This window comes from Streptomyces sp. Q2, from assembly GCF_056820935.1.
In genome coordinates this window covers 1-13,747 of the sequence record NZ_JBXEJE010000025.1, presented here as the reverse complement: position 1 = coordinate 13,747, position 13,747 = coordinate 1, and the positions used below count along the sequence as shown (strand labels likewise).

The 13,747-nt window shown below is 71.8% G+C and carries 12 protein-coding genes; 9 read left to right on the top strand and 3 right to left on the bottom strand.

All coding sequences use genetic code 11. The features are described from left to right. Positions 1 to 127 precede the first annotated feature (127 nt). Positions 128 to 1,027, top strand: a complete 900-nt coding sequence (locus ACWBNA_RS26885) for an SGNH/GDSL hydrolase family protein (protein ID WP_482707094.1) — start codon at positions 128 to 130, stop codon at positions 1,025 to 1,027. Positions 1,028 to 1,056: 29 nt separating this feature from the next. Next, positions 1,057 to 2,028, top strand: coding sequence for an aldose epimerase family protein (locus ACWBNA_RS26880; RefSeq protein ID WP_482707093.1), 972 nt, complete (start codon positions 1,057 to 1,059; stop codon positions 2,026 to 2,028). 122 nt (positions 2,029 to 2,150) lie between these two features. Here ACWBNA_RS26880 and ACWBNA_RS26875 read toward each other — a convergent pair whose 3' ends face one another. Continuing rightward, a complete protein-coding gene (locus ACWBNA_RS26875; RefSeq protein WP_482707092.1) occupies positions 2,151 to 4,580 on the bottom strand; it encodes a beta-glucosidase H in 2,430 nt (809 codons plus the stop codon). Positions 4,581 to 4,683: 103 nt separating this feature from the next. On the opposite strand from ACWBNA_RS26875, the gene ACWBNA_RS26870 reads away from it, so the two are divergent. The 3 genes from ACWBNA_RS26870 to ACWBNA_RS26860 all read left to right on the top strand — a co-directional run bounded on the left by ACWBNA_RS26870 (position 4,684) and on the right by ACWBNA_RS26860 (position 6,938). After that, positions 4,684 to 5,262 (top strand): TetR/AcrR family transcriptional regulator, encoded by a 579-nt coding sequence (locus ACWBNA_RS26870; RefSeq protein ID WP_482707091.1) that lies wholly within the window; start codon positions 4,684 to 4,686, stop codon positions 5,260 to 5,262. Positions 5,263 to 5,329: 67 nt separating this feature from the next. After that, on the top strand, positions 5,330 to 5,578 hold the full coding sequence (locus ACWBNA_RS26865; RefSeq protein ID WP_482707090.1) for a hypothetical protein: 249 nt from the start codon (positions 5,330 to 5,332) through the stop codon (positions 5,576 to 5,578). Positions 5,579 to 5,684: 106 nt separating this feature from the next. Further along, entirely contained in the window at positions 5,685 to 6,938 is a 1,254-nt protein-coding gene (locus ACWBNA_RS26860) for a pyroglutamyl-peptidase I (protein WP_482707089.1), read from the top strand. A 90-nt stretch (positions 6,939 to 7,028) separates the two neighbouring features. Here ACWBNA_RS26860 and ACWBNA_RS26855 read toward each other — a convergent pair whose 3' ends face one another. Next, positions 7,029 to 7,826 carry an EI24 domain-containing protein gene (locus ACWBNA_RS26855; RefSeq protein WP_482707087.1) on the bottom strand — a complete coding sequence of 266 codons (798 nt, stop codon included), beginning with the start codon at positions 7,824 to 7,826 and terminating at the stop codon, positions 7,029 to 7,031. A gap of 160 nt (positions 7,827 to 7,986) precedes the next feature. Here ACWBNA_RS26855 and ACWBNA_RS26850 point away from each other — a divergent pair, with 160 nt between their 5' ends. Both ACWBNA_RS26850 and ACWBNA_RS26845 read left to right on the top strand, forming a co-directional pair. Further along, positions 7,987 to 10,548, top strand: coding sequence for a M14 family zinc carboxypeptidase (locus ACWBNA_RS26850; RefSeq protein ID WP_482707086.1), 2,562 nt, complete (start codon positions 7,987 to 7,989; stop codon positions 10,546 to 10,548). Continuing rightward, a complete protein-coding gene (locus tag ACWBNA_RS26845; RefSeq protein WP_482707085.1) occupies positions 10,545 to 11,705 on the top strand; it encodes a serine hydrolase domain-containing protein in 1,161 nt (386 codons plus the stop codon). Before ACWBNA_RS26850 ends, ACWBNA_RS26845 begins: the two co-directional genes overlap by 4 nt. Positions 11,706 to 11,820: 115 nt before the next feature. On the opposite strand, the gene ACWBNA_RS26840 is transcribed toward ACWBNA_RS26845, so the two are convergent. Continuing rightward, on the bottom strand, positions 11,821 to 12,843 hold the full coding sequence (locus tag ACWBNA_RS26840; RefSeq protein WP_482707084.1) for an NADP-dependent oxidoreductase: 1,023 nt from the start codon (positions 12,841 to 12,843) through the stop codon (positions 11,821 to 11,823). 92 nt (positions 12,844 to 12,935) lie between these two features. Between ACWBNA_RS26840 and ACWBNA_RS26835 the strand changes: the two genes are divergently transcribed. Then, entirely contained in the window at positions 12,936 to 13,379 is a 444-nt protein-coding gene (locus tag ACWBNA_RS26835; protein ID WP_482707083.1) for a MarR family winged helix-turn-helix transcriptional regulator, read from the top strand. A gap of 173 nt (positions 13,380 to 13,552) precedes the next feature. After that, positions 13,553 to 13,747 (top strand): hypothetical protein (locus ACWBNA_RS26830; RefSeq protein WP_482707082.1); only part of this gene is annotated, 195 nt, incomplete at its 3' end.

Sequence of the window (13,747 nt, the reverse complement as noted above, 5' to 3'; positions counted from 1 at the left end):
CCGGGAACTCTCGCGCGTTGTTATGAACGGACGACCTTTTCCACGTTTCATGCCATCACCCGACGACACAACACCCACGACACAGCACCGACGACACAGCACCGACGACCGAGGGGATCACCACCGGATGCGGAAGCAGGGCCAACGCTCGCGCACCGTTCTCGCCGTCCTGACCGCGGCCGTCCTGGGCGTCACCGGCTGTGACGCCGTCGGTGGCAACTCGCCGGGGCCGAGCGGCACCGGGGCGCAGAAGGCCAAGCCGTCCCCGAAGCCGACGCCGGCCTGGGACAGCAGCCCGGCGTCGGTCGCCGCCGTCGGGGACTCCATCACCCGTGGCTTCGACGCGTGCTCGGTGCTGTCGGACTGCCCCGAGGTGTCGTGGGCGACGGGCAGCAGTGCCCAGGTCGACAGTCTCGCCGTACGGCTTCTGGGGAAGGCGAAGGCGGCCGAGCGGAGTTGGAACTACGCGGTGACCGGGGCGCGGATGGCGGACCTGCCAGGTCAGATGGCTCGGGCGGCGGTGCGGAAGCCGGGGCTGGTGGCGGTGATGGTGGGGTCGAACGACGCCTGCCGGTCCAGCACCTCGGCGATGACGTCCGTGGCCGGCTTCCGCGCCGACTTCGAGGACGCGATGAGCGCGCTGCGCAAGGCCTCCCCCAAGGCGCAGGTGTACGTGGCGAGCGTGCCGAACCTGAAGCGGCTGTGGTCCGAGGGCCGTACCAGCCCGATGGGCAAGCAGGTGTGGAAGCTGGGCCTGTGCCCGTCGATGCTGGCGGACGCGGACGCGCTGGACGCGGCGGCGACCGAGCGGCGGAACACCGTGCAGCAGCGGGTGGAGGACTACAACGAGGTGCTGGAGGAGGTCTGCGCCAAGGACCGCCACTGCCGCTTCGACGGGGGCGCGGTCTACGACTTCCGCTTCGGCACCGCCCAGCTGAGCCGCTGGGACTGGTTCCACCCGAGTGTGAACGGCCAGGCGCGGCTCGCGGAGATCGCCTATCGCACGGTGACGGGCAAGAAGGCGTGACGCGCGGTTCGTGACTTAGGGTTCCGCACATGAACGAACTCTTCGGAACACTTTCCGACGGCACCCCTGTTCACCGCTGGACTCTGGAGCGGGCGGGGGTCCGCGTGCGGATCCTGTCGTACGGCGGGATCGTGCAGTCGGTGGAGGTCCCGGACCGGGAGGGGCGCGCCGAGAACGTGGTGCTGGGGTTCGGGGACCTCGACGGCTATGTGGCCCACCCGGACCCGTACTTGGGTGCCCTGGTCGGGCGGTACGCGAACCGGATCGCGGGCGGCCGCTTCCCGCTGGACGGCAGGACGTACGCGCTCGCGCTCAACAACCCGCCCAACTCCCTGCACGGCGGGGAGCGCGGTTTCGACAAGCGGGTGTGGGACGGGGCGCCGGTCGAGCACGGCGTGCGTCTGAGCCGGGTCGCCGCTCACGGCGAGGAGGGCTTCCCGGGGCGTCTGGAGGTCTCGGCGACGTACACGCTGGAGGAGACCGGCGCGCTGCGGATCGCGTACGAGGCGGTCACGGACGCGCCGACCATCGTAAACCTGACCAACCACAGCTATTTCAACCTCGGCGGGTCGGGGAACGCGGCCGGGCACGAACTGCGGATCGCCGCCTCCCGGTTCACCCCGGTCGACGCGGACCTGATCCCGACGGGCGTCCTGGAAGAGGTGGCGGACACGCGCTTCGACTTCCGGCAGGCGCGGAAGGCCGGTTCCGGGTACGACCACAACTTCGTGCTCGACAAGGGCGTGACGCGGGCGCCCGTCGAGGTCGCCGAGCTGCACGAGCTCGCGTCCGGCCGGGTGCTGACCGTGGCGACCACCGAACCCGGCCTCCAGCTGTACACCGCGGACCATCTCGGTGAGCCCTTCGCCCCCGGTGACGGCATCGCGCTGGAGACCCAGCACTTCCCCGACTCCCCGAACCGCCCGGAGTTCCCGAGCACGGTGCTGCGGCCGGGCGAGGTGTACCGGTCGGAGACGGTCTACGGGTTCTCCGCCCGTTAGGCGTTCTCCGCGGGTTGGGGGTTCTCCGCCGGATGGGGCGTTCTCCGCCCGTGGGACGCATGAGCCCCGGCCCAGGGGTCAGGACCCGGGCCGGGGCTGGTCGTGGGGGAACGGGTCCCGGATCAGACCGTAATCGTCGCGGTGAGCCGACGCTCCGTGATCGAGCGGCTCACCTGAATTTCGTACGAACCCTTCACAAACGACCAGGATCCCTCCTTGTCGTCCCAGATCTCGAAGGCCCGGCGCGGGAGTTCCACGGTGGCCTCGACGGTCTCGCCGGGAGCCGCGGTCACCCCGGCGAAGCCGGCCAGTCGGCGGGCCGGGCGGTCGGCGGCGCTCTCGCCGGGGGCCAGGTAGACCTGGACGACCTCGCGGCCGGGGCGCTCGCCCGAGTTGCGCAGGCGGACCCGGACGGTGGTGCCGCGCACCTCGACCGACTCGTAGGTCCAGTCGGTGTAGCCCAGCCCGTGGCCGAAGGGGTACGCGGGGGTGCGGCCCCGCTTCTCCCAGGCGGTGTAGCCGATGAAGACGCCCTCGCTGTACGGGAGCTCGCCGTGGTCCGGGACGACCTGGGTGACCGGGGCGTCGGCGAGGCTGCCCCAGGTGCTGGGGAGGCGGCCGCCGGGTTCGTGGACGCCGGTCAGCACGTCGGCGAGGGCATCGCCCCCCTCCTGTCCGGGGAACCAGCTCAGCAGGACGGCGGCCACCTCCTCGCGCCAGGGCAGTTCGACCGGCGAACCGGCGTTGACGATCACGACGGTGTTCGGGTTGGCGGCGGCGACCGCGCGGACCAGGTCGTCCTGGCGGCCGGGGAGGATGAGGTCGGTGCGGTCGTAGCCCTCCGACTCGACGCGTTCGGTGGTGGCGACCACGACGACGGCCGTGTCGGCGGCGCGGGCGGCCGCCACCGCCTCGGCGATCAGCTCGTCGGGCTCGCGCTGCGGCTCCTGGTGGGCGAGGGCGAAGGAGACGACCTTCATGGGGAGGTCGTCGGGCAGCTGGACGACGTGGGTGAGGGAGACCTCGACCGGGCGGCCCGCGATGAGTTCGACCCGCGCGCGGGGCTCGGGGGCGCCGAAGAAGGTGAGGAACGGGTCGTCCTTGGTGGGGCGTTGGACGTCGTCGTAGTACGTGGTGCCGTCGACGCGCAGGGTGAAGGCGCCGAGGCCCTTGATGCCGAAGGTGTGGGCGCCGCTGTCACGCGGGGTGAAGACGCCGGTCAGCTTGACGGTGTGGAGACGGTCGTGCGTGACGCCGTCGGGGAGGTCGTCGCCCATCCACTGGAGCTGGCCGTTGGGGGCGGAGACGGTGCCGATGACCTGGCCGTCGGCGTCGCGGCAGACGGCCCGCAGCTCGAAGCCCTTGTCGGCGACGGCGAGTTCGGTGTTCGGGTCGGCGCCGACGGCGTAGCTGAGGGCGCCTTCGGGGAGGGCGGCGGTGAGGCCGTCGAGCGGGGAGACGATCCGGGCCGGGAAGACGGTGGCGGAGCCGCCGCCGAGGACGCGGGCGTCGCGGGCGGCCGCGCCGATGAGGGCGACGGTCCCCGGCTTCAGCGGAAGGGCCTGGTTCTCGTTGCGCACCAGGACGAAGGAGCGGCGGGCGATCTCGCGGGCCAGGGCCTCGCCGTCGACGGGGCCGGGCAGTTCGGTGACGGCCGGCTCGGCGCCCTTCAGGATGCCGACGCGGGCGGCGAGCCGCAGGACGTTGCGGACGGCGCCGTCGACCTTGGCCTCGTCGACCTCGCCGTCACGGACGGCCTGGGCGAGCGCGTCGCCGTAGACGGTCTGCGGGCCGGGCATGGCCACGTCCAGGCCGCCGTCGATGGCGGCGGTGGTGGAGCGGGCGGCGGTCCAGTCGGAGACGTTGAAGCCGTCGAAGCCCCATTCGCCGCGCAGGATCTCGTTCACGAGGTGGTGGTGCTCGGTCATCGTCGTGCCGTTGACCGAGTTGTAGGCGGTCATGATGCCCCAGGGGTGGGCGTTCTCGACGATCGCCTCGAAGGGGGCGAGATACAGCTCGCGCAGGGTGCGCTCGCTGAGCAGGTTGTTCACCGTGAAGCGGTCGGTCTCGGCGTCGTTGGCGACGAAGTGCTTGACGGTGGTGCCGACGCCGCCGGACTGGACGCCGGCCACGTAGCCGGTGCCGATGCGGCCCGTGAGGTACGGGTCCTCGCTGTACGCCTCGAAGTGGCGGCCGCCCAGCGGGGAGCGGTGCAGGTTGACCGTGGGGGCGAGCAGGACGTGGACGCCCTTGCGGCGGGCCTCCTGAGCGAGGAGGGTGCCGGCGCGGCGGGCGAGCTCCGGGTCCCAGGTGGCGGCCAGCGCGGTCGGGGAGGGCAGCGCGATCGACGGGTCGTCGGCGGTCCAGCGCACGCCCCGGACGCCGATCGGGCCGTCCGACATGACGAGGGACTCCAGGCCGATCTCCGGCAGGGCGGGCAGCGACCAGGCGTCCTGGCCGGCCAGCAGCCGGGCCTTGGCGTCCAGGTCGAGCCTGCTCAGGGCGGCCTCCACGGCCGCCTCCGGGTCGGGGGATGTCGGGGTTCCCGCCATGGCGGTGCCTCCTCGTTGAAGTCCGTGCGGTCCTCTCATCCTGCCTCGCGTACCTGTAGATCGGTAGGTTTCGTTATTTTGCCGTTACATTTGCCTGGGTCGGGTGTCGTACGGTGACGGCATGGGCGCGAGAGTCAGGAGCGAGGAGCGGCGGGCCGCGATCGTCACGGCCACGCTGGAGGTGATCGCCGAGCGCGGCTACCGGGGCGCGAGTCTCGCGGCGGTGGCCGAGCGGGTGGGGCTGACCCAGCAGGGGCTGCTGCACTACTTCCCGACGAAGGACGCGCTGCTGGTCGCCGTGCTGGAGGAGCGGGACCGCTGGGACGCCGTGCCAGCCCGGCGGTTGCGGCTGGATCTGCTGGCCTCGCTCGTCGAGTACAACGCGATGCGGCCCGGCATCGTCCAGACCTTCTCGGCGTTGCTCGGCGAGAGCGTGACCGAGGGGCATCCGGCGCGCGGCTACTTCACCGAGCGCTACGCGCAGGTGCGGGCGAGCATGGCGCAGATCCTGCGCGCCGAGTACGGCGACCGGCTGCCGAACGGACTCACACCGGAGCGCACGGCCCCGCTGCTGGTCGCGGTGATGGACGGCCTGCAGTACCAGTGGCTGCTGGACCCGGAGTCGGTGGACATGCCGGGAGCGTTCCGGGACTTCCTCGCGATGCTCGGCGAGGCCTCCTAGGTACACGTACTCAGGCGCTCACCCGGCCCCCGGGGCGAGGATGAGCCGCATGAGGGGGAGAAACATCATGGCGGTACTCGCTCTGCTGCCCGTCAACATCCTGGCCGTGGGCTACGGGTGGCTGGCGGCCGGCATGACCGGCTGGGCGGCGGGCGTCAACGACGAGCCGTACGAACCGCCGTCGGCCGAACTGGGCATGGCCTGCGGGGTGGTGGCGGTCGTCGGTGTGGTGCTGTGGCTGGCCCGGCTGCGTGGGGCCGCGGTGTTCCAGGTGGTTCCGTTGCTCGTGCTCGCCCTGCTGATGACGCCCTCATGATGGCGCCCTCCTGAGCCACACCCCATGGCGTGGACCACTTCCGTCACGCGATACTGCGGCCGTTCGCACCAACGCGCCCCACCGCGACGGAGGGAACTGAACTCCCGTGAAATCCATACGTGTTCGGATCGGCGTGCTCGGACTGGCCCTGGTGGCCGGGCTGGCGGTCCCGGCCCAGGCGTCCGCCGCCGAGGCGGTCCTCCCGCCCACCGTCGAGGAGCAGCGGCTCGACCGGGCCGTGCCGCAGGAGATCCTCCGCCGGTCCGGATTCGACGCCGTGACCGGCGAGTTCGCCCGGGAGCTCGGTGCGGCACGCTCCTACGCCGAGGCGCGGCGGATCGTCGTACGGGAGGGGTCGGGGCTGTGGCGGCGGGCCGTAGGGCGGGCGCAGGGGCGGGGGCCGGCGGGCGGGGACCTCAGTCGGGACGACGACCGGCCCCTGTACTGGGCACGGCTGGCGATGACACGGGAGGTGCGCACCTGGGAGCCGGGGTTCGCTCTGGCGGCTGATCAACGCGCGGACCTGATCGGTGAGTTGGAGCGGACCTCACGAGGGCAGACCGCGGTCCGGTACCCGCGGGGCAAGGGGATCAAGCGGATCCTCGTCACCGGCTTCGATCCGTTCACGCTGGACCGGGACATCCGCATCTCCAACCCGTCGGGCGCGACCGCGCTCGCGCTCGACGGCACGGTCATCGAGACCTCGGACGGGCCGGCGCGGGTCGAGACCGTCGTCTTCCCGGTGCGCTGGCAGGACTTCACGGAAGGGACGGTGGAGCGGACCCTGCGGCCGTATCTGAGGACGGTGGATCTCTTCGCCACCGTGAGCCAGGGGCGGGTGGGGCGCTTCGACGTCGAGCGGACCAACGGAGCCTGGCGGGGCGGCTTCCCCGACAACGACACCATCGGCCGGACCGAGACCGTGCCGGTCGCCGCCCCGGCCTCGCAGCCGCAGTGGACGACGACGACCCTGCCGTACGGGGAGATCGTGGCCGCGCAGACCGGGCGGTTCCCCGTGTACGACAACACGAGCGTGACCGAGATCCCCGCCGGTGGCACGGAGGCCGTCGTGCGGGCGGACGGGCCGACCGCCGGGTCGACGGCGCGGGCCGGGGGCGGCGGGAACTACCTGTCCAACGAGATCGCGTACCGGGCCACGTTGTTGCGGGACCGGCTGGGGCTGCACGAGGTGTTGCCGGGTGGGCATGTGCACACGCCTGTGCTGCAGTTCGGGGCGGGGAACACGGATCCGGCGGGCGGGGCGGTGAGCGATGCGGAGTTCGTGCGGAACCGGGTGGACATCATCGCTCAGGTGACGCGGATCGTGCGGGTGGCGGTGGAGAGGGCGTCGGGTTCCTAGGTGCGCCTTGGGGGGGGTGGGCGCCTCGTGGTTTTCGCCCCCTCCGCCCCTTCCCCTTCCCGTCCCTGGGGGCTGCGCCCCCAGACCCCGCTAATCGGCCCTGATGGCCTCGTCCTCAAACGCCGGACGGGCTGATTGGTTCGTCTCCTCGCCCAGCAGTTCCCTTGCCATGAGCGTCGCGCCCGCCACCGCGCCCGGCATCAGGAAGACCGCGACGAAGGGGACGAGGAAGGAGACGGCCAGGGGGGTGCCGAAGCCCCAGATCAGGGTCCTGCGGGAGCGGAGGAGGGTGAGGCGGTCGCGGAGTTCGACGCGGCGGCGCTGGAGGGCGACGGAGGTGAGTTCCTGGGTGAGGAAGAAGCCGGTGACGAGGAAGCCGATCACCGGGACGACGGTCTGGCCGACGACCGGGACGAAGCCGAGCGCGAAGAGCAGGATCCCCCAGAGCAGGGCGCGCACGAGGATGCGGAGGCTGTCGCGGGCCGAGATCCACAGTTCGCGCCAGAGCGGGAGGCCGGACTCGGGGGCGGTGCCGTCGGGCGACACGTCCCGGTCGACCTTCTCGGAGAGGTTCTCGTAGAAGGGCTGGCCGATCAGGAGGGTGACCGCGGTGAAGGTGATGACGGACAGGAGCAGGGCCAGGGCGAAGAGCACCGCGGTGAGGAAGCCGCGGAAGAGGCCCGCCCAGGGGCTCGTCCAGTCGTCGGCGAACGGGGTCGCCCACGCGACGAAGTCCTCGCCCCACAGCGCGAGGGCGACGAGGACCGCCGCGTAGAGGACGAGGGTGATCAGGCCCGGGAGGAGGCCGAAGCCGAACTGCCTGCCGTGCCGGGCCACCCAACGTTGGCCCTCCAGGAGGTACTTGAATCCCGCCCCGAGATCGCGCATGGGGGAACTCTATCGGGCGGTCCCCGGCCCACTTGTCGGCCGGTCTCACCGGGAGATGCGCCATCCGGGGCACCCGCGCCACGAACTGCCTCTTGTTGCGGTTGAGTCGAACAGGTACACCTCGCCGTACCGATCTCAGGAAGCCCCTCAGGAGGTACGCGTGCCCACCACGAGAACCGTTCCTGCGAGACCTGTTCTGATCACCGCCCTCGCCGTCACCGCGGCGGGCTCACTCCTGTTCACCCCTCACACCGCCGTCGCCGAACCCGAGCCCCCGGTCACCCGTGAGGGCCCCGCCGTCGACGAGCGCGCCGCCCGCGCCCCCGAGAGCGCCGCCGAGCGGGCCCTGTCCGGTCAGGACACCCCGACGACCGACCCCGGGCGCGGCTATCCCCGCGAGCAGGTTCTGGCCCCCGACCCGGAGAACCCCGGCGACAAGTCCCTCAAGCTCGGTCTCACGCCGTACCACGCGATCGCCCCGAAGCTGAACGCGATCCAGCGGCTCGGCGACCGGGTGAGCGTGGAGGTGGCGGGGCGTTCGGCGGGCGGTCACCGGCTGTACCTGGTGACCGTGACCGCCCCGGAGAGCGCCCGCCAGGCCCGCGCCCAGGAGCGGATGCGGGAGCTGATCGAGAGCGCGCCGGGCCAGGCCGCCAAGGACCCGGCGGTCAAGGCGGGTTACAAGACCCCCGTCTTCTTCAACAACAACATCCACGGCAACGAGTGGGAGGGCACCGACGCCTCCCTGAAGATCGTCGAGCAGCTCGCGACCGCGAACGACGCGACGACGAGGGACCTCCTCGCGCACAGCCGCCTCTACTTCAACATCACGGCCAATCCGGACGGCCGTATCGCCGGGACCCGTGCGAACGCCAACGGCTTCGACATGAACCGGGACTTCGTCACCGCCTCGCAGCCCGAGGTGCGGGCGATGCGGCAGATCGAGATCGACAAGCAGCCGGCCGTCATGCTCGACCTGCACGGTTACGTCAACGGCACGCTCATCGAGCCCACCACTCCCCCGCACGGCGAGAACTACGAGTACGACCTCTTCCTGAAGAACACCTACGCCAACGCGCTCGGCATGGAGTCCGCCGTCAACGGCCTCGGTTACACGCCCGCGAAGGACGGCGTGCAGCCCGCGCAGATCCCCTTCAGGGACCAGGAGGAGGGCTGGGACGACTGGCCCCCGATCTTCACCCCGCAGTACGCGGCCTTCCACGGCACGGTCGCCGCGCACACCGTGGAGATCCCGCTGGCGGTCAACAACTCCGCCTACACCAACCTGCCGGAGAGCGAACTGCGCCGCCGGTCCGCGATCAACGTGGACGTGGCCGGCGCCGCCATCCGGGCCACCCTCGACTTCGTACGGGAGCACCGCACCTCGCTCGTCGCCGACCAGATCGAGGTCTTCCGGCGCGGGGCTGCGGGCGCGGCGCAGGTGCCGGTCTCGGAGGAGACCGTGCCGGGCGTTCCGGGCATCGGCCCGGAGGACGTGTACACCACGAGGTTCCCGCGCGCCTATGTCATCGCCGGAGGTTCCACCGCCGCCGCCCGTCTCGTCGGCCACCTCCTCGCCAACGACGTCCGGGTCACCCGCGCCGCCCATGCCTTCCGGCTCGGCGGACGGTCGTACGCGAAGGGCTCGTACGTCGTCGACATGCGCCAGCCCAAGCGGGGGCTCGCGAACGTGCTGCTCGCCGACGGGACGGACATCAGCGACAAGGTGTCGGTGATGTACGACATCTCAGGCTGGAGCCTGGGCCGCCTGTGGGGCGCCACGGTCGTACCGGTGACGTCCGGCGGTCTGACGGGCCTGCCCCTGCGGACCGTCGAAGAGGCCGCGCCGGTCGGTCATGTCGCCCCGCGCGGCGACCTGCGGCTGCGGCTCGACGACCCGCAGGAGATCGCGGCGCTCAACTCCCTGCTCCAGAAGGGAATTCCGGTACGGCGGTCCGCGGACGGCGGTGCGATCGTGCTGGCGTCGGCGCGCGCGGAGGCAGCCGCCGCGGCACGGACGTACGACGTCGTCTTCGACGCGACGAAGGCGACCGGCACGGGCGAGCTGCGCCGGCTGCGGGTGGCCGCGGCGGTCACGCCGGGTGAACTGTTCGCGCTGCGGGAGATGAACTTCGAGGTCACGCCGGTCTCGACGGCCGTGTTGAACGCGGGCTTCGACTGGTCGGCGGCGGACGTGCTGTTCGTGTCGGCGGGGCTCGATCGCGGCGCCCTGAACGCGCCTGCCCGCACGGCGCTCGACGCCTTCCTCGCCTCCGGTCACGGGTTCGTCGGGCGCGGGGTCACGGGGGCCGGCCTCGGCACGGACACCGGGTTGCTGGCGGCCGAGCCGGTCGAGGGCAACGGGGACGCCAACGGCGTGGTTCGGGTGGTGAATTCGGGGCAGGTGACCGCCGGTGCGCCGGACCACGGGTTCGTGTACGCGCCGGTCTGGTTCACCGACCTCGGGCCGGGGGTCCGGGTGGAGCAGACGTACGGGACCGGGAACCCGCTCGTCTCCGGACACTGGCGGGCGCTGGAGGACGGCTCCGGCGGTCCCGCACAGGCGGCCGGGCAGGCCTCGGTCGTCAGCAGCTCGGGGGCCGTTCTGTTCGGCACCGAACCCCTCTTCCGGGACCATCCGAAGGGGGAATTCGCGCAGGTCGCACGCGCGCTGTTCACAGTGGCGCACGCGCGTGGCGGTACAGGTGAGGAGAGCGGATGACACAGGAGATCCACGGCACCGTCGCGGACGGGTTCGAAGCGGTACGCGAGGAGTTCGACGCATTCGTGGCGGCTGAACTGCCCGACTACGAGGGCCAGTTGTGCGCGTACGTGCACGGACGTCAAGTCGTCGACCTGTGGGCGGGGGACGGCGCCGACGCCGGATCCCTCTACGGCGTGTACTCGTCGACCAAGGGCGCCGCACACCTCGTGGTCGCGCTCCTCGTGCAGGACGGCACGCTCGAACTGGACCGCAAGGTGACGTACTACTGGCCGGAGTTCAGCGCCGAGGGCAAGGGCGGGCTCACCCTGCGCGAGTTGATCGCCCACCGGGCGGGCGTGGTCGGCCTCGACGCCGGGTTCTCGCCGCAGGAGCTGACCGACGACCGCGCGCTCGCCGAACGGCTCGCCGACCAGCGGCCGTTCTGGCGGCCGGGCACCGCCTTCGGCTACCACGCCCTCGTCATCGGCGCGCTCACCGGCGAGGTCGTCCGCCGCGCCACCGGCCGTACGCTCCAGGACGTGTACGAGGAGCGGATCCGCGCCCCGTACGGCCTCGACTTCTTCCTGGGGCTGCCCGAGGCGCTGGAGCCCCGCTACCGGTCCGTGCGGCCGATGGCTCCGACGGCGACGCAACAGGCACTGCTGGACTCGGTGACGACCGGTCCGCACACGCTCTCCTCGATCGCGTTCAACCAGCACGTCCCGGACTCGGGTGACCTGGTGGACTACGCCAACTCGCGTGCCGTACGGGCGAAGGGGCCGGCGTCGGCGGGCGGGGTGGCCGCGGCGCGCGGGCTCGCCGGGATGTACGCGGCGGCGATCAGCGAGGTGGACGGACGGCCGCCGCTGCTGAAACCGGACACCGTCGCCGAGGTGGGGCAGATCCACTCCACCGGGTACGACCTGGTGGCCCGGGCGCACAGGTCCTACGGGCTCGGCTTCCAGGCGACGGCCGACATCTGGCACCCCTTCCTGGGCGCCGGGACGTTCGGGCACAGCGGCGCGGGCGGCTCGCAGGCCTTCGCGGATCCGCGCAGCGGGCTCGCCTACGGCTACACCCGCCGCCGGATGGCGTTCCCGGGCGGGGCGGCACCGGAGAACGAGCGGCTGGTGCGGGCGGTGCACAGCGCGGCGCTCGCTTCGGGCAGCAGGTGAGGGCGGAGGCCGCACCCCACGTCCGGGGGTGCGGCCTCCGTCGTACGCGACGAGCGGGCCGGTGGTGGGCCTTGGCAAGGCCCTGGACGAACGTCCGGAACACCAGCACCGTGGGTCAGAGCTTGACGATCATCTTCCCGGTGTTGTCGCCGCGCAGGACGCCGAGGAAGGCCTCCAGGTTGTTCTCGATGCCCTCGACGACGGTCTCGCGGTACTTGAGCTCACCCGAGGCGACCCAGGGGCCGACCTCCTGGACGAACTGCGACTGCAGGTCGTAGTGGTCGCTGACCAGGAAGCCCTCGATGCGGCCGCGGGTCTGGATGAGGCGGGCCAGGTTCTTCGGGCCGGGGACGGGCTCGGTGCTGTTGTAGACCGAGATCATTCCGCAGACCGCGATCCGGCCGTCGCGGTTGAGCCGCCCGATGGCCGCCTCCAGGTGGTCGCCGCCGACGTTGTCGAAGTAGACGTCGACACCGTCCGGGGCGGCCTCGCGGAGCTGCTCGGCGACCGGGCCGTTCTTGTAGTTGAACGCCGCGTCGAAGCCGTACTCCTCGACGAGGAGCTTGACCTTCTCGTCGGAACCGGCCGAGCCGATGACCCGGGAGGCGCCCTTGAGCCGGGCGATCTGGCCGACCTGACTGCCGACCGCGCCGGCCGCGCCGGACACGAAGACCGAGTCGCCCTCCTTGAAGGCGGCGGTGCGCAGCAGGCCGGCGTAGGCGGTGAGGCCGGTCATGCCGAGGACGCCGAGGTACGTGGAGAGCGGGGCGGCCTCGGGGTCGACCTTGACCGCCTGCTGGGCGTCGAAGGTGGCGTACTCGCGCCAGCCGCCGAAGTGCAGCACGTGGTCGCCGACGGCGATGTTCTCGGCACCCGAGGCGACGACCTCGCCGACCGCGCCGCCCTGCATGGCCTTGCCCAGCTCGAAGGGGGCGACGTAGGACTTGGCGGCGCTCATCCGGCCGCGCATGTACGGGTCGACGGAGAGGTACGCGTTGCGCACGAGTACCTGACCGGGGCCGGGCTGCCGGATCTCCGCCTCGGCCAGCTCGAAGTCCTCGGGCTTGGGCCAGCCGACGGGGCGGCTGAGCAGACGCCATTCGCGGCTGGTGGCGGGGACGGTGCGGGTGTCGGACATGGAAACCGGGCCTTCCTCAAAATACTTCAGTGCCTGAAACAACCATGCTCCTGAATATTTCAGACTGTCAAGTAACGGGTACCCTGGATCCCATGGCCACACCCGAGAAGACCCGCCGACCCGACGCCCTCACCCGGGAGGTCGTCGAACTCATCGGTGACGTCGTGGCGCGCTTCTACGAGGACTTCGAGGACGCGGCCGCCGGACACGCACTGACCGGCGCGCAGGCCCGGCTCCTGAGTCTGCTGTCCCAGGAGCCGCTGCCCATGCGGAAGCTGGCCCAGAAGCTGAAGTGCGAGCCGTCGAACGTCACGGGGATCGTCGACCGGCTGGAGTCACGGGGCCTGGTGGAACGCCGGCCCGACCCCGCCGACCGACGGGTGAAGGTGGCCGCCGCGACGGACGAGGGGCGACGGGTGGGCCGGGAACTGCGCGACGGGCTGCGCTTCGCCCGGGAGCCGCTGGCCGGACTGTCGGACGAGCAGCGACTGGCTTTGCGGGATTTGCTGCAGCAGATGCTGGAACAGGGCTCTTAGAGGGCGGCGGGGAGCGTCTGGCGGCGTTCTCGTCGCTCCCTCAGCTGCACCACCACAGGAACCGGTCGCACGTCTGAGACGGCGAGGGTTCCGCGGTCGGGCCCGAGGTCGTCGGGTCGGCCGTCGGGGTCGGGGACTGCGCCGGCGACGTCGGGTCCGCGGTGGTGGGAGACGTGTCCGGCGCCGAGCCCGTCGCCGACGACTGGGCCTCCTTGTCGTCCTCGTCCTTCTTCGACTTGTCGTCCTTCGCGGACTCCGAGGCCGAGGGAGAGGCCGACGCGTCCGGCGAGGCCGAGTCCGACGCGGCCGTTCCCGCGCCCCCCGCGCCGGCCGACGGCCGGCCCGTCTCGCCGGCCTCCGGCGACGCC

What these genes read in the sequence shown, in the direction of transcription:
- ACWBNA_RS26885 (WP_482707094.1), top strand. Translation starts at nt 128, where the DNA reads ATGCGGAAGCAGGGCCAACGCTCGCGCACCGTTCTCGCCGTCCTGACC.
- ACWBNA_RS26880 (WP_482707093.1), top strand. Translation starts at nt 1,057, where the DNA reads ATGAACGAACTCTTCGGAACACTTTCCGACGGCACCCCTGTTCACCGC.
- ACWBNA_RS26875 (WP_482707092.1), bottom strand. Translation starts at nt 4,580, where the DNA reads ATGGCGGGAACCCCGACATCCCCCGACCCGGAGGCGGCCGTGGAGGCC.
- ACWBNA_RS26865 (WP_482707090.1), top strand. Translation starts at nt 5,330, where the DNA reads ATGGCGGTACTCGCTCTGCTGCCCGTCAACATCCTGGCCGTGGGCTAC.
- ACWBNA_RS26855 (WP_482707087.1), bottom strand. Translation starts at nt 7,826, where the DNA reads ATGCGCGATCTCGGGGCGGGATTCAAGTACCTCCTGGAGGGCCAACGT.
- ACWBNA_RS26845 (WP_482707085.1), top strand. Translation starts at nt 10,545, where the DNA reads ATGACACAGGAGATCCACGGCACCGTCGCGGACGGGTTCGAAGCGGTA.
- ACWBNA_RS26840 (WP_482707084.1), bottom strand. Translation starts at nt 12,843, where the DNA reads ATGTCCGACACCCGCACCGTCCCCGCCACCAGCCGCGAATGGCGTCTG.
- ACWBNA_RS26835 (WP_482707083.1), top strand. Translation starts at nt 12,936, where the DNA reads ATGGCCACACCCGAGAAGACCCGCCGACCCGACGCCCTCACCCGGGAG.